11 protein-coding genes are annotated in these 16,082 nt (G+C 69.0%); 1 reads left to right on the top strand and 10 read right to left on the bottom strand.

All coding sequences use genetic code 11. The features are described from left to right. The first annotated feature begins 40 nt into the window (after positions 1 to 40). Positions 41 to 1,417 carry a DNRLRE domain-containing protein gene (locus tag OG505_RS17140; RefSeq protein WP_405425654.1) on the top strand — a complete coding sequence of 459 codons (1,377 nt, stop codon included), beginning with the start codon at positions 41 to 43 and terminating at the stop codon, positions 1,415 to 1,417. 385 nt (positions 1,418 to 1,802) lie between these two features. Here the strand turns inward: OG505_RS17140 and OG505_RS17145 are convergent, their stop codons facing one another. From OG505_RS17145 to OG505_RS17190, 10 genes are all read right to left on the bottom strand, one after another. Next, positions 1,803 to 2,276, bottom strand: coding sequence for a hypothetical protein (locus OG505_RS17145; RefSeq protein ID WP_405425656.1), 474 nt, complete (start codon positions 2,274 to 2,276; stop codon positions 1,803 to 1,805). 315 nt (positions 2,277 to 2,591) lie between these two features. Next, positions 2,592 to 3,842 carry a multiple monosaccharide ABC transporter permease gene (gene mmsB, locus OG505_RS17150; RefSeq protein WP_405425658.1) on the bottom strand — a complete coding sequence of 417 codons (1,251 nt, stop codon included), beginning with the start codon at positions 3,840 to 3,842 and terminating at the stop codon, positions 2,592 to 2,594. Then, entirely contained in the window at positions 3,839 to 5,377 is a 1,539-nt protein-coding gene (gene mmsA / locus OG505_RS17155; RefSeq protein WP_405425660.1) for a multiple monosaccharide ABC transporter ATP-binding protein, read from the bottom strand. The genes mmsB and mmsA overlap by 4 nt, the downstream gene beginning before the upstream one ends. A gap of 81 nt (positions 5,378 to 5,458) precedes the next feature. Further along, a complete protein-coding gene (gene chvE / locus OG505_RS17160; RefSeq protein ID WP_405425661.1) occupies positions 5,459 to 6,601 on the bottom strand; it encodes a multiple monosaccharide ABC transporter substrate-binding protein in 1,143 nt (380 codons plus the stop codon). Positions 6,602 to 6,943: 342 nt separating this feature from the next. Then, on the bottom strand, positions 6,944 to 7,933 hold the full coding sequence (locus OG505_RS17165; protein WP_405425663.1) for a LacI family DNA-binding transcriptional regulator: 990 nt from the start codon (positions 7,931 to 7,933) through the stop codon (positions 6,944 to 6,946). Positions 7,934 to 8,347: 414 nt separating this feature from the next. Next, complete coding sequence (locus OG505_RS17170) at positions 8,348 to 10,468, bottom strand: family 43 glycosylhydrolase (protein ID WP_405425665.1); 2,121 nt, start codon at positions 10,466 to 10,468, stop codon at positions 8,348 to 8,350. Between the two features lie 339 nt (positions 10,469 to 10,807). Then, positions 10,808 to 12,310: an L-arabinose isomerase gene (araA, locus tag OG505_RS17175; RefSeq protein WP_405425666.1), complete on the bottom strand. Its 1,503-nt coding sequence runs from the start codon at positions 12,308 to 12,310 to the stop codon at positions 10,808 to 10,810. A gap of 26 nt (positions 12,311 to 12,336) precedes the next feature. After that, positions 12,337 to 13,329, bottom strand: a complete 993-nt coding sequence (yjfF, locus tag OG505_RS17180) for a galactofuranose ABC transporter, permease protein YjfF (RefSeq protein WP_405425668.1) — start codon at positions 13,327 to 13,329, stop codon at positions 12,337 to 12,339. Next, the gene (locus OG505_RS17185; RefSeq protein ID WP_405425670.1) at positions 13,326 to 14,396 is read right to left on the bottom strand and encodes an ABC transporter permease; all 1,071 of its coding nucleotides are present in this window, start codon (positions 14,394 to 14,396) and stop codon (positions 13,326 to 13,328) included. Before OG505_RS17185 ends, yjfF begins: the two co-directional genes overlap by 4 nt. Continuing rightward, complete coding sequence (locus OG505_RS17190) at positions 14,393 to 15,934, bottom strand: sugar ABC transporter ATP-binding protein (RefSeq protein WP_405425672.1); 1,542 nt, start codon at positions 15,932 to 15,934, stop codon at positions 14,393 to 14,395. Before OG505_RS17190 ends, OG505_RS17185 begins: the two co-directional genes overlap by 4 nt. Positions 15,935 to 16,082: the final 148 nt, after the last annotated feature.

Here is a 16,082-nt window from a genome sequence, read left to right on the forward strand (position 1 = left end):
TACATTCCTTGCGCTTCCACCCGCAACGAAGGGGTCCTGGATGGACATTCGAATCGCCCGCCCACCGGTCACGATCGGGACGGTCGCGGTGCTCGTCGCCGCCACCGCCGCCGTCGTCCTGACCGGCTCGGGCGCGGCCTCCGCGGCGAGCGTGACGTTCGCGCCGGTCGCCGACACCTACGTCCAGAGCGACACGGCGTCCACCAACTACGGCACGTCCACGCAGATCGTGGTCGACAACTCACCCGCACGACGGATGTTCCTGCGCTTCACGGTGAGCGGTGTCAGCGGCACAGTGACCAGCGCCAAACTGCGGCTGCACACGATCAGCGGCAACAGCGGCAGCGACGCCGGCGGCACGTTCCGGACGATGTCCAACATCACCTGGTCGGAGACCGGCACGACCTGGAGCAACCAGCCGACGATCGACGGGGCCACCCTCGGGTCGCTCGGCGCGGTCGCCGGCAACACCTGGTACGAGGTCGACGTCACCTCCGCGGTCACCGGCAACGGGACCTTCAGCCTCGGCGCGACCTCGACCAGCGGCGACGGTGCCTACTACGACACGCGGGAGAGTGGAGGCGACGCGCCGCAGCTGGTGGTCACGACCGGCACCACGACACCGCCGTCGGGCGATCCAGTCCTCGTCGGGGCCGGTGACATCGCCACCTCCGGCTCCGGTGACACCGCCACGGCGGCGCTGCTGGACGGCATCTCCGGCACCGTCTTCACGACCGGCGACAACGTCTACGACAGCGGCACCGCGTCCCAGTTCGCCAGCTACTACGAGCCCACCTGGGGCCGGCACAAGGCACGCACCCGCCCGTCACCGGGCAACCACGACTACAACACGTCCGGCGCGACCGGCTACTACAACTACTTCGGCACGTCCGCCGGCCCGAGCGGTCGCGGGTACTACTCCTTCGACCTCGGCAACTGGCACATCGTGTCGCTGAACTCGAACATCAGCATGTCGGCCGGGTCGACGCAGGAGCAGTGGCTGCGCGCTGACCTGGCGGCCAGCAGCAAGCCGTGCACGCTGGCGTACTGGCACCACCCGCTGTTCACGTCCAGCTCCAACCACGCGCCGTCGACGTCGACCCGCCCGCTGTACCAGGCGCTCTACGACTACAACGCCGACGTCGTGGTCTGGGGGCACAACCACGTGTACGAGCGGTTCGGCCCGATGAACCCGTCCGGCGGCTACGACGCCAGCCGGGGGATGCGCAGCTTCGTGGCCGGGATGGGCGGCGCCGACCACTACGGCTTCGGCACCATCCAGCCCAACAGCGAGGCCCGCAACAGCTCGGCGTTCGGGGTCCTGAAGTTCACCTTGCACTCCGGCAGCTACGACTGGCAGTTCGTGCCGGTCGCCGGGCAGACCTACAACGACAGCGGCACCGGCGCCTGCCACTGACCGCGTGATCCCGCCGCACCGGTAGCGGTGCGGCGGGATCACCCCTCGCAGCGGCACGCGCGACATTGCGGCACCCACGGCACCTCCAACACCCGCACCGCGCTCACGCGATACCCGCGGCACCCGCAGCACCGGGCGCGGAGACTCGGCGCCGCCGCACGGCGGCGCTGCGGCAGGACGGCACTGCGGCACTGCGGCACGCGGCGCTACGGCACGGCGGCACGGTGGCAGGCGTTGCTGCGGCACGCGGCACGGCGGCGCTGCGGCACGACGCCAGGCGTTGCTGCGGCACGGCGGCACGTGGTGGCGACGGCCCCGGGTTCCGTGCGATTCCCTGTAGAGCTGCCCCAGATATGGGCCACTTACCCGCCCGGCGCGGAAGTCGTCATGCCGGTCGAGCTCGCGGATCATGCGCAATCGCCAGCAGCACAGACCCCTGCCCCTCGCCAGCGGCTCGGACCACTTCCCCTGGCCAGCGGAGCGTACCGTGCCCCGCGCCAACCGCACACCAGGCCGCAGGCGAAGGACCACACGCCCAGCACGGCTCCTCGCGAATGCAGATCTTGGACAGTTGTCCAAGATCCGCGGCATCGACAGCCCGACGCCGCCGTCCGTCTCCGGGGGCGGCGGGCCGTCTCCAGACCACGACAGGGCGGCGTGGCGCGCGGCCGTCGTCACTCAGCACGGCCGTCGCCTCCGGCACGACCATCATCACCAGCACGACCATCGCCACCAGCACGACCGCCGCCACCAGCACGACCGCCGCCACCAGCACGACCGCCGCCACCAGCACGACCGCCGCCACCAGCACGACCGCCGCCACCAGCACGACCGCCGCCACCAGCACGACCGCCGCCACCGGCGTGGCCGCGAGCCCTGTTGGGGTGCCACGGGGGTGCCGCCCCATATCTGGGGCAGCTCTACAGCGCTTGAGGAAGGTGGGGCCGACTCCGGCAAGGCGGCTCGGACAACGGCGCCAGCCTCCCCCGACGACGACGCGGCGCGGGCCTCTGTAGGCGCCGCAGCGCGAATTCGACGTGGCCGGGTGGCCGAACGCCCGCACCGCCGAACGCCCGCACCGCCGAACGCCCGCACCGCCGAACGCCCGCACCGCCGAACGACGTGTGCCCCTGCCCGTGGGACGGGTAGGGGCACATGTGCGCAGTGTGTCGTGTCAGCGGGCCGTACCGGCGCGGCGCTTGTTGTAGACGTCGAACGCGACGGCGACGAGCAGGACGAGCCCCTTCACCACCGACTGCGTCGACTGGTCGATGCCCATCAGCTGCATGCCGTTGCTCATCACCGCCATGATCAGACCACCGACCATGGCGCCGACCACGGTGCCCACGCCGCCGGTGACCGCCGCGCCGCCGATGAACGCCGCGGCGATCGCGTCCAGCTCGAACATGTTGCCGGCTGCGGGCTGCGCCCCGTTGGACCGCGACGAGTAGATGACGCCCGCCACCGCCGCGAGGAAGCCCATGTTGACGAACATCCAGAAGTTGACGGTGCGGACCTTCACACCCGACAGCGCCGCCGCCGAGAGGTTACCGCCAATCGCGTAGACCTGGCGGCCGAAGACCGTACGCCGGGTGAGCAGGCCGTAGACCAGCACCAGCACGGCCAGGATGATCAGTACGATCGGCAGCCCTCGGGCGTGCGCCAACTGCCAGGCGAAGTACATGAGGACCGCGCCCACCAGGACGACCCGGGCGACGAACAGCGGGAACGACTCGACTGGCTGCTGGTAGCGGATGCGCGCGAGGCGGGTGCGGAAGCCGCTCACCGCGTACCCGGCCACGGCGAGAGCGCCGATGAGCAGCGTGAACGCGTCGAAGCCCTGACCGCCGAGCAGCCCGTTGAGGAAGCCCGCCGCGACCTTCTGGTATTCGGCCGGGAAGGGCGACAGCGAGATGTTGTCGAGCACCTGCAGCGTGAGGCCCCGGAAGAGCAGCATGCCGGCCAGGGTCACGATGAAGGCCGGGATGCCGGCGTATGCCACCCAGAACCCGTGCCAGGCGCCGACCGCGACACCGACGGCCAGTGCCGCCGCGATACCCACCCACCAAGGGTGGCCCTGCTGGATCACCAGGACGGCGGAGACCGCGCCGGTCAGCGCGACCACCGATCCCACCGACAGGTCGATGTGCCCGCCGATGATGAGGATGACCATCCCGATCGCGAGCACCAGGATGTACGAGTACTGCAGGACGATGTTGGTGATGTTGCCGGGGCTCAGCAGCACCCCGTCGGTCAGGAGCGCGAAGAGCGCGACGATGACGACCAGGGCGACGTAGATCCCGCTCTGCCGAAGGTTGTTCAACACCAGCGCCCGCAGGTCGCTCGTCCCACTGTGCAGGGCGGCGGCGGGTGTGTTGTCCGGGGGCGTCGGGCGCTCCGTCGAAGGGGTTTTGATGCTGGTCATCCGACGAGCTCCTTGTCCTTGGTCATCAGCTCCATGAGGCTTTCCTGGGTCGCCTCGCCGACCGGCTTCTCGCCGGTGATCCGGCCAGCGGCGAGGGTGTAGATGCGGTCGCACATGCCGAGCAGCTCCGGCAGCTCGGACGAGATCACGATCACCGCCTTACCTGCGGCCACCAGCCGGTTGATGATCGTGTAGATCTCGTACTTGGCACCGACGTCGATGCCCCGGGTGGGCTCGTCCAGGATCAGCACATCCGGGTCGGTGAACAGCCACTTCGACAGCACGACCTTCTGCTGGTTGCCTCCGGAAAGCTTGCCGACCACCGCCATGACGCTGGGCGTCCGGATGTTCATCTCCTTGCGGCTCGCCTCGGCAACCTTGATCTCCTCGTTGCCGTTCACCCAGCCCAGGTGGGCCAGCCGGTCCAGGGCCGCCGCCGAGACGTTGCGCCGGACGTCGTCGATGAGGTTGAGGCCGTAGCGCTTGCGGTCCTCGGTGACGTACGCGATGCCGTTGTCGATGGCCTCCGCGACGGTACGGGCGTTGACCTCCCGCCCGCGTACGAAGAGCTTGCCGTGGATGTCGCGACCGTAGGAGCGGCCGAAGACGCTCATCGCCAGCTCCGTCCGGCCGGCGCCCATCAGCCCCGCGATGCCGACGACCTCACCGGCGCGCACCGACAGGCTGACGCCCTCGACGACCATCCGCTCCTGGGTCGGATGCCGCACCGACCAGTCCTCGATCCGCAGCACCTCCTCCCCGGGCGACGAGACGCGATCGGGGTAGAAGCTCTCGATGTCGCGCCCGACCATGCCCCGGATGATGCGCTGCTGACTCACGTCGTCGGCGCGCATGTCCAGGGTCTCCACCGTGCGGCCGTCGCGGATGACGGTGGTCGAGTCGGCGATCGCGGTGATCTCGTTGAGCTTGTGCGAGATCATGATGCAGGTGATGCCCTGCTCTTTGAGCTGCCGCAACAGGCCGAGCAGGTGCGCCGAGTCGACGTCGTTGAGGGCGGCCGTCGGCTCGTCCAGGATGAGCAGGCGCACCTTCTTCGACAGCGCCTTGGCGATCTCCACCAGTTGCTGTTTGCCGACGCCGAGCTGGATGACCGGGGTGACCGGGTTCTCGTGCAGCCCGACCGACGCCAGCAGCTCGGCCGCCTCGGCGTTGGCCCGGTTCCAGTCGATGAGCCCGCCACGGCCACGCCGCTCGTTGCCGAGGAAGAGATTCTCGGCGATCGACAGGTAGGGCACCAGGGCGAGTTCCTGGTGGATGATGACGATGCCGTTGGCCTCGCTGTCCCGAATGCCCCGGAACTGCATCGGCTTGCCGTCGAACAGGATCTCCCCGTCGTACGAGCCGGAGGGGTGAACGCCGGACAGCACCTTCATCAGGGTGGACTTACCGGCGCCGTTCTCACCGCAGATGGCGTGGATCTCCCCCCGGCGCACCGCGAGGCTGACGTCCTCCAGTGCGGTCACCCCGGGGAACGTCTTCGTGATTCCACGCATCTCGAGGATGGTGTCGTCCATGGTCACTGTCCTCTGTCGGTCTGGACGCGGTCCATCACGGCGTCGGGCTCGGCGGTTGTCCGCCGAGCCCGACGGGGTGACTTACTTCTTGGCCTGACCGGCGGCGACCTCTTCCGCCGTCCAGTAGCCGGAGTCGATCAGCGTCGCCTTGATGTCGTCCTTGTAGACGGTCGCGATCGGCAGCAGGTAGGCCGGAACGACCTTGACGCCATTGTTGTACGTCTGCGTGTCGTTCGCCTGCGGCTGCTTCTTCTGCAGGAACGCCTCGGCGGCGTTCACGGCCTGGTCGGCGAGCAGGCGGGTGTCCTTGAAGACGGTCGAGTTCTGCACGCCGTCGTTGATCAGCTTGATCGAGGCGATCTCCGCGTCCTGACCGGTCACGACGGGCAGCTTCTTGGCGCCGCTACCGTAGCCGGCGTTCTGCAGGGCGGTGATGATGCCCCGGGAGATGCCGTCGTACGGCGACAGCACGCCGTCGACCTTTGAGCCGTCGTTGTAGCTGGAGGTCAGCAGGTTCTCCATCCGCTTCTGCGCGGTCTCCTGCTGCCACCGCAGGGTCGCCACCTGCTCGGGGGTGGTCTGCTTGGACTTCACCTTCAGCGTGCCGGCGTCGATGTACGGCTTCAGCGTGTCCATCGCCCCGCCGAAGAAGTACTGCGTGTTGTTGTCGTCGAGCGAGCCGGCGAAGAGCTCGATGTTGAACGGCCCCTTGGCGGTGCCCTTCGAGCCGTCCTTGTTCACCAGGCCGAGACCCACCAGCAGCGCGGTGCCCTGGGCGACGCCGACCTTGTAGTTGTCGAAGCTGACGTAGAAGTCGACGTCCTTGCTGCCGCGGATCAGCCGGTCGTAGGAGATGACCGGGATCTTCGCGGCTGCGGCGGCCTGCAGCTGGCTGCTGAGCGCGGTGCCGTCGATCGCCGCGATGACCAGGACGTCGGCGCCCTGGGTGATCATCTGGTCGACCTGCTGCGACTGCGTGGGGATGTCGTCGCCCGCGTACTGCAGGTCGACCTTGTAGCCCTTCGACTCCAGCTTGGACTTCACCGCGTTGCCGTCGGCGATCCACCGCTCGGAGGTCTGCGTCGGCATCGAGACACCGATCGTCAGGTCTCCCGGCTTCTTGTCGCTGGTGTCGCCGCCGCTGCCGGCACCTCCACCACTGCACGCCGCCAGGCTCAGCGCCAGCGCCGCACTACCGAGAGCAACCAGGAATTTCCTGCTCACGGGCTTCTCCTCTCCCGATTCCCCCGCTGACCGCCGGGGCCACCTGTCACCTTTCGGGTAGTGTTAGCGCTCACATAGGGCACGTCAACACTTGATCCGAAATACCGGTGTCACGGTCTCGTAACGGAGGCTTCGCCACCGACGCGAGCTCGCGCGACCTCGTCGGCGATTGATCGACTGCCGTCAGTATGTGGTCGGGATCGGCCTGCGCGTGGACACCCGCCGGGCGCGCGACGGCAGGGCCGACGACGAGGCCGCCAGGCGGTGATCGATGCACGCCGGCCACGACGGCGAAGCGGTCAGCCGCGCGGCGGACGCCGAGGCGCGCGGGCGCTGACACCCTCAGTGGCGCGGCGGGGCGACGCTGTCGCGGGCGACAAGGGTCGGGGCGATGGTCTGTCGCAGGGCACCCCCACCGATGCCCGACTCGATCTGGGTCAGCAACATCTGCAGGCTCGCCCGGGCTACCGCGTCGAAGTCCGGTCGTACGGTGGTCAGCGGCGGGATGAAGTACGCGGCCTCCGGCACGTCGTCGAAACCCACGACGCTGATCTCGGCCGGCACCCGCCGCCCGAACTCGTGCAACGCCCGCAGCACGCCCAGAGCAAGGTGGTCGTTGGCCGTGAAGATCGCGGTCACCTCCGGCATCCGGGCGAGCATCTGCCCGCACCGGTAGCCCGACGCCGCCGACCAGTCCCCGTGCATCAGGGGCGGCGGGTCGATCCCCGCGGCCAGGAGCGCCGCCCGCCAGCCCTCGATCCGGCCGGCGCTGTCGAACCAGTCGGACGGCCCCGAGACGTGCCACACGGTGCGGTGCCCCGCGTCGAGGAGATGCTGGGTCGCCGCCCGCGCGCCAGCCACCTGGTCGACCGTCACCAACGGCACCGGCCGGTGCGGATCGCCGTCGACGGTCACCAGTGGAACGTCCTTGGGCAGCCGTTCCAGGGCCTCGCCGGCCGACTCGACCGGCGCGATGACGACGATGCCGGCCACCCGGTGGGCCAGGTGCCGCTCGACCGCGGCCGAGATGGAGCGGTGGTCGAGGTTGCGGACGCTGCCCACGCTGACCGCGAAGCCCTCCTGGGCGGCCGTCTGCTCCAGGGCGGCCAGCAGCGACGCCGGGCCGTAGAGGGTCGTGTTCTGTGCCACCACGCCGATGACCTGGGACCGACCGGTCACCAGTGCGCGCGCGGCGCCGTTCGGGCGGTAGCCGAGTTCGGCGATCGCCGCCCGCACCCGCAACCGGGTCTGCTCACGCACGTTGGGGTGCCCGTTGAGCACCCGCGACACCGTCTGGTGGGAGACACCGGCCAGACGAGCGACATCTGTCATCGCGGGACCGTGCACGGCCATTTCACTCCCCCCGCCTGCAACCCGACCCGCGGCCCGTCGACGTCGACTGGAGCGGCCCGGCCCGATCCCCCTCGCTCAGCCACCACGCCGGTGCTGAATCGCAGGTGACCAGCGCTGGATCGCCGACAGTCTACGCCAGGCACCGCCTCGATCACGGAACGGCTGAGCGGGAACTACACGGCGTGTGCCAGGTCGGGCGGCCAGCGCCGTGCGCCGCGCGTGCCGGGCGCCCTGACCCGGGCCGGTCACAGCGGACCGCCGCCCCGCTCCGCGCTCCTGGACAGAGCGCGGAACAGGGCGGCGGCGGGCCGGAGCCGGGGACGTGGACACCTTCCGCGGTGGGAGGGGTGGTCCGTTCGCGTCACCCGTGGATTACTCGCTGTGTGATCGGCGTCACGGTGTCGTCAGGTCGAATCGACGCACGGCGACCGCGCCACCGAGCGCCTGTGTGGCGTGGTTGAAGATGGCGAACCGGTAGCCCATGAAGAACTGCCAGTTGTCCGCCAGGGTCAGGGCGTTGCCGAAGGAGGTGAAGTTGACCCCGTCGGTGCTGTACGAGAAGCGGGCCTGCCGGCCGGAGCCGGGTCTGATGTCGGCGTTGGCCCGCAACCAGATCCGGCCACCGGAGACGGCGGTGCTCGCCACCTCGCTGCCGGTGCTGGTGGTGTTCCAGCTGCCGTCCATCGTGAGGCCGTTCTGCATGACCAGGCGGGTGGACCCGTTGTCCCGTCGTACTCCGATCCAGGCCGACGAGTTGCGCAGCACCGCCAGGCCGGTGCGATCACCGTCGCGCATCGTGGAGTAGTCCAACTCGATGGTGGCGGTCGAGGTGGGGCCCTGGATCCGGTGGGTCAGCGTGTTGCGCGCCTTGTACAGGTCGCTGGTGACGGTGGCGGTCTGCAGGTTCAGCCCGTTGTTGACCGACCATTTGCTGTTGTCGGGGTTGTGGTTCCACTCCCACTGCGGGCCGAGGGTGGTGCCGGCGAACGTGTCGGTGCCGGTGAGTGGCTTCACCGCACGCGGCGGCGCGGGCAGGTTCGGCTTCGGGTACGAGCTGCCCCACGTGCCGTTGACGGTCTGCAGGACAGGCCAGCCGTCGCCGGTCCAGGTGATCGGCGCCATGGCGGGCATCCGACCACCGGGGTACGCGTCGACGAACGCCATGTAGTACCAGTCGCCGTTCTGGGTCTGCACCAGCCCGCCCTGGTGCGGCACGCCGCCACCGGAGATCGGGCCGGGCAGGTTGAGCAGCACCTGACGCTGCTCGTAGGGGCCGAACGGGCCGTTCGTCGACTTCAGCACGTACTGGCCGTTGGCCGGCCGGGTGAGCCAGATGTAGTAGGCGCCGTTGCGCTTGTAGAAGCGCGCGCCCTCCAGCGTCCCGATGCTCGACGGCGTGCTGTAGACCTGCTGGTTACGGACCTGCGTCTTTCCGTCGGCGGACAGCTGCGCGACGCTGATGTTGGTGTTGCCGTACGCGACGTACATGGTGTCGTTGTCGTCGATCAGCATGCCGGCGTCGTAGTAGCAGTTGGGGATGGTGGTGTGCTTGGTCCACGTGCCGTCGACGGCGGACGCGGTGTAGATGTGGGTCTGCGCGAAGTCGATGCACCCGGCCCAGTAGTACGTCTTGTTGCTCGGCCGGTAGTTCAACGTCGAGGCCCAGATCCCGTCGACGTACGCGTTGCCACCGCTCATGTCGTACTTCGAGCCGAAGTCCAACCGGGGTACGGAGTGCCCGGCGTACTCCCAGTTCACCAGGTCGTACGAGCGCAGCACCGGGGCGCCCGGCGAGTAGTGCATGGTGGACGCCGACATGTAGTAGACGTTGTCGACCCGGATGATGTCGACGTCGGCGAAGTCCTGCCAGACCACCGGGTTCGAGTACGTGCCGTTCGACGGGGGCGGCGTGGTGGGGGGCGGCGAGGTGGGGTCGCCCCCGCCGTCGACGCGCACGAGTTGCCACTGCTGGTTGGTGCCGTTCCAGTCGTCGTACTGCACGATGTTGCCACCGTCGGCGGTCGAGGCGCCCTGCACCTCCATCGCCTTGTTGCTGTTGCGGTTGATCAACCGGACGTAGCCGCCGTCCGAGTCGGTCAACCGGAACTGCTGGTTGGTGCCGTTGTTGTCGGACCACTGCACGATCGCCCCGCCGTTGGCGGTCGAGCGGCCCGACACGTCCAGCACCTTGCCCGACAACCGCGACTTGATCCGGTAGTAACCACCGCCGGAGTCCACGAACTGCCACTGCTGCTGGTTACCGTTGTTGCGCGTCCACTGGGTGATCCGCGCGCCGTCGTTCGTGGCCAGGTTGTAGACGTCCACCGCCTTGCCACTGTTGCGGTTCACCAACACGTACCAGGCGCTCGTGTCGACAGTCGCCGCTGACGCAGGCGACGAGGCGACGGCCGCGGCCGCGCCACCGACCACCAGTGTCATCGCGGCGACGGCGAGTCTCGACAGCCACCCGCGCCCACGTGGCGCACCCCGGGGAACCCGACCGATGGAAAGCATGATCCTCCTCTGCTGACGCGAACCGTGCGGTCTGGGTCGGCGTCCGCGGCACCGGGCGGGGCACCGAGCTGACCACGCCCGGCCATGTGATCGCTAACACCGATCGTCCGACCGTCGCGGCGACGAGGTGCCGAAACCGCGGGGTAGGACGCGCGCGCGGCCGGACCAGCCAACGACATCGACCATCTTGGCTATAGACTGTGAGCGATAACATGCTGTTCGTCAAGTCGTAACACAGCCGCCGCGTGGCCCCGCTGGCGCACACGCGAACGGGTGGCCCACCCCGCCCGCAGGCAGGGATGGACCACCCGTTTGTCGTAAACGCTCCGAACGCGCGGATCAGAAGCCGCGGGCCAGCCGGTAGTAGGCCTGGTTCCAGCGGATCTCGTCGGCGAAGCGGCGCGGCTCGGTGTCGGCGTCGATGACGACGAGCTCGGTCCGGCTCATCTCGGCCAGGTCGTGCAGCTCCTCGGTGCCCACCGCCTGCGACAGCACGGTGTGGTGGGGGGCGCCGGCGGTGATCCACGCCTCGGCCGAGACCGGCAGGTCCGGTCGCGGCCGCCAAACGGCGCGGGCGACCGGCAGCCGGCGCAGCGGCTGCGGCGGCGTCACCACGTCGATCTCGTTGGCCACGAGCCGGAACCGCTCCCCCATGTCGGCCAGCCCCAGCACCACCGCCGGACCGGGCGCGGCGTCGAACACGAGCCGCACCGGGTCCTCCCGCCCGCCGATGCTCAACGGGTGGATCTCCACGTTGGGCACGTCGGACGCGATGGTGGGGCAGACCTCGAGCATGTGGGCGCCCAGCACCACCTCCTGGCCCGGAGTCAGGTCGTAGGTGTAGTCCTCCATGAACGACGTGCCGCCCTCGACCCCCACCGACATCGCCTTGAGGGTGTGCAGCAGGATGGACGTCTTCCAGTCGCCCTCGCCGCCGAAGCCGTAGCCGTCGGCCATCAGCCGCTGCACGGCGATGCCGGGCAGCTGACGCAGGCCACCGAGGTCCTCGAAGTTCGTGGTGAACGCCCGGAACCCGCCGGCGTCCAGGAACGCACGCATGCCGAGTTCCAGACGGGCCGCGTAGCGCAGCGAGTCGTGCCGCTCGCCCCCCGGAAGCAGCTCGGCGCCGACGCGGTAGGTGTCTCCGTACTCCTTGACCAGCTCGTCGACGTCGGCGTCGGCGACCTCGCCGACCACCTGGACCAGGTCGTTGACGCCGTAGGTGTTGACCGACACCCCGAAGCGCAGCTCCGCCTCGACCTTGTCACCCTCGGTCACCGCGACGTCGCGCATGTTGTCGCCGAAGCGGGCCAGCCGCAGCGACCGCATCGCCGACCAGCCGAGCGCCGCGCGGGCCCAGGCCCCGACCCGGCTGGTCACCCGCGGGTCACTCACGTGCCCGGCGACGGTCTTGCGGGCCACCCCGAGACGGGTCTGGATGTACCCGAACTCGCGGTCGCCGTGGGCGGCCTGGTTCAGGTTCATGAAGTCCATGTCGATGTCGTCCCACGGCAGCAGGACGTTCGCCTGGGTGTGCAGGTGCAGCAGCGGCGTCTGCAGGGCGTCCAGACCGGAGATCCACATCTTCGCCGGTGAGAACGTGTGCATCCACGCGATGACCCCGATGGCCCCCTGAGCGGCGGCGTCCCGGCAGACCTGCAGGATCTCACCGCTGTTGGTCAGGACGGGCTTCCAGACCACCCGGGCGGGAATCTGCGGCGAGTCGTCGAGCGCGGCCGCGATCTGGCGGGACTGCTCCGCGACCTGCCGGAGCGTCTCCTCGCCGTACATGCCTTGGCTGCCGGTGAGGAACCAGATCTCGGGTTGGGTTTGTGGTGCCATGGGGTTGCCTTCCACGAGAGGAACGATCACTTGTAACGAATTCCGATGAGGCGCTGCAGGAGGATGAACGCGAAGAGCAGACCGCCGATCACGATCTTGGTCCACCAGGAGTTGAGACTCCCGTCGAAGGTGATGAGGGTCTGAATCACACCGAGCACCAGCACGCCGAGCACCGTGCCGAAGACGTAACCCGAGCCACCGGTGAGCACGGTGCCTCCGATCACGACGGCGGCGATGACGTCCAATTCCATGCCGACGGCGATCAGCGGGGCGCCCGAGAGGGTGTAGAAGGACAGCAGGATGCCACCGATCGCGGAGCACAGGCCGCTGATCGTGTAGACGGCGATCCGGGTCCGCCCCAACGGCAGGCCCATCAGCAGCGCCGACTGCGGGTTGCCGCCGATCGCGTACACGTTGCGACCCAACCGGGTGTAGGCCAGCACGTACGCCGCGACGAGCACCACGGCGAAGGCGATCAACACGCTGATCGAGACGAAGTTGCCCCGGGGATCCCCGATCCGCTCCTGCGACATCCTGGTCCAGAACCCGTCGGTGATGGGGATGGACGAGCCGGAGATGAACGTGCACATGCCGCGGGCGAAGAACATCCCGGCGAGCGTGACGATGAACGGCTGGATGTCGAAGAAGTGGATGGCGCACCCCATCAACAGGCCGAGCGTCGGGCCGATGAGCAGGGCGATGACGAGCACGAGCGCCGCGGGCAGGCCCTTGTGCAACAGATCCGCCGACACCATCGCCGTCATGGCGACGACGGATCCCACCGACAGGTCGATGCCACCGGTGAGGATCACGAAGGTCATCCCCACCGCGACGACGAGCAGGAATCCGTTGTCGATGAAGACGTTGAAGATGACCTGCACGTTCGAGAAGGCCGTGTACTGGGACACGCCGATGCCGTACATCACCAGGAGCAGGGCGAGCGTGGCCAGCACCGGCACCTGCCGCCGAGGCAGCCGGATCCGGGTGCGGCGGGGGGCGGTGAGCGATCCGGTGGTCATGCCGGCACCTGCTCCTTCGGCTTGTCGACGACGGGGCGCGGCGGCGGGGCGCTTCTTCTGCGCCGGCTGAACTTGGCGCGGAACGCCGGCGCCTGGATGAGGCAGACGGCGATGACGACGACCGCTTTGAACAGCAGAGACGTCTGCGGTGAGATGTTCATGGCGTACACCGTGGTGGTCAGGGTCTGGATGATCAGCGCGCCGAGGATCGTGCCGCTCAGGAAGAACCGGCCGCCGGCGAGGGACGTGCCACCGATGACGACCGCGAGGATGGCGTCCAACTCCACCCAGAGGCCGACGGCGTTGCCGTCGGCGCTGGAGACGTTGGCCGTCATCATGAAGCCGGCGATCGCCGCGCAGACGGCGCTGACGACGTACGCGAGGAAGATGACCCGGCCGGAGCGGATGCCGGCGAGTCGGCTCGCCTCCGCGTTGCCGCCCACCGACTCGATGATCATGCCGAGTGCGGTACGGCGGGTGAACGCGGCGACGAGCAGCGCCGCGGCGAGGGCGATGAAGATGGCCAGCGGCAGGGTCAGCAGGTGGCCCAGCCCGATCGCCCGGAACGGCCCGGAGTTGATGGTGATGATCTGACCCTGGGTGATCAACTGGGCGAGGCCCCGGCCGGCCACCATCAGGATCAGGGTGGCGATGATCGGTTGGATCCCGATCACGGCCACCAGCACCCCGTTCCAGACGCCGAGCACGAGCGCGACCCCCAACGCCATCGCGAGGGCGGTCAGCACCACGGCCAGGCTGTTCTGGTCGGGCTGCTTGCTGATGTACATGCAGGCCATCGCGCCGCTGATCGCGCACACCGAGCCGACCGACAGGTCGATGCCGCCGGTCGAGATGACCAGGGTCATGCCCAGCGCGACGAGGATCAGCGGCGCGCTCAAGCGCAGGATGTCGATCGGCGAGCCGTACAGGTGCCCGTCCTTGAGCTCGATGGACAGGAACCCGGGCCGGTAGATCGTGTTCGCGGCGAGCATGGCGACCAGCACGGCGACGGGCCAGAACAGCCGGTGACCGATCATCGTCCGATAGCGGCCCATGGTGTCGTTCATCGGTCCACCTCCTCCCGGTGAGATCCACTCGCGATCGTCTGCATGATGCGCTCGGCGTCGAGGCCCTCGTCGTTGGCGAGCTGCGCGACCATCTGCCGGTCGCGCATGACCGCCACCTTGTGGCTGAGGCGCAGCACCTCCTCCAGCTCGGCGGAGATGAACAGCACCGCCATCCCGCCGTCGGACAACTGCGTCACGAGCTTCTGGATCTCGGTCTTCGCGCCGATGTCGATGCCCCGGGTCGGCTCGTCCAGGATCAGCAGCCGCGGCTCGGTGATCAGCCACCGGGCCAGGAGCACCTTCTGCTGGTTACCGCCGGAGAGGTTGCGGACCGGCACCTCCGGGTCCGCCGGACGGATGTTGAGGGCCTTGATGTACTTGTCGACCAGCTCGTCCTGCCGGCGGCGCGGGATGGGCCGCAGCCAGCCGCGGGCGGCCTGCATGGCGAGGATGATGTTCTCGCGGACCGACAGCTCGGGAACGATGCCCTCGGCGCGGCGGTTCTCCGAGCAGAAGCCGACGCCCTGGTCAATGGCCTGCGCGGGGGTACGCAGACTGCTCGACGTGCCGTCGATCGCGACCTGCCCGCCGTCGGCCCGGTCAGCGCCGAAGAACAGCCGCGCCACCTCGGTACGCCCGGAGCCCAGCAGACCGGCCAGGCCCACCACCTCGCCGGCGTGGATGGTCAGGCTGAACGGCGCGACCGCGCCCGCCCGGCCGAGGTTCGACACCGCGACCAGCGGGGTGCCCTCCTCCAGCTCGGCCAGGTCCCGCCGGGAGTGCTCCTCGATTCCTTCGAGGACGTCGAGTTCCTTGCCGATCATCTTCTCGACGAGGCTGAGCTGGGGCAGCTCGGCGGTCGGGTACTCGCCGACGAGCCCGCCGTTGCGCAGCACGGTGATGCGGTCGGCGATCTCGTAGACCTGATCGAGGAAGTGGGTCACGAACAGGATCGCGATACCTTCGTCGCGCAGTTGCCGCATGATGCGGAACAGTTGCGCGACCTCACCCGCGTCGAGGCTGGACGTCGGTTCGTCCAGGATCAGCACCCGGGCCTGGATGTCGATCGCACGGGCGATCGCGACCATCTGCTGGATCGCGAGGGAGTACGAGCCCAGCGGCGCGCTGACGTCGAGGTCGAGGTCGAGGCGGGCCAGGAGCGCGCGGGCGCGTCGGCGGACCTCACCCCAGCGGACGGCGCCGAGGAGCCGCGGCTCGCGGCCGATGAAGATGTTCTCCGCCACCGAGAGGTTGGTGCAGAGATTGACCTCCTGGTAGACGGTGCTCACCCCGGCCGCCGTCGCCTGCATCGGGCCGGTGAAGGACACCGGCTCACCGTCGAGGGTGATCGTGCCCTCGTCGGTGTGGTAGACGCCGGTCAGCACCTTGATGAGGGTCGACTTGCCGGCGCCGTTCTCGCCCATCAGGGCGTGCACCTCGCCGGGGAAGAGCCGGAAGTTGACGTCGTGGAGTGCGCGCACCCCGGGAAAGGACTTGCTGATCCCGGTCATCGTCAGGACCGGACGGCTATCCGTCATCCCATCAGACCTCTTCTGGGGGTTGTCGACGCGGAAGGGCCGCTGCGCTCCCACCGCGCCCGCCCGGCCGCCCCTGCGGGGGGCTCGGGCGGGCGTGGCGCGGGTCATCGCGGGTCATGCCCGGTCCGTTCGGGTTTATGGGGTGACG

Source organism: Micromonospora sp. NBC_00617 (assembly GCF_045161355.1).
GTDB lineage: Bacteria > Actinomycetota > Actinomycetes > Mycobacteriales > Micromonosporaceae > Micromonospora.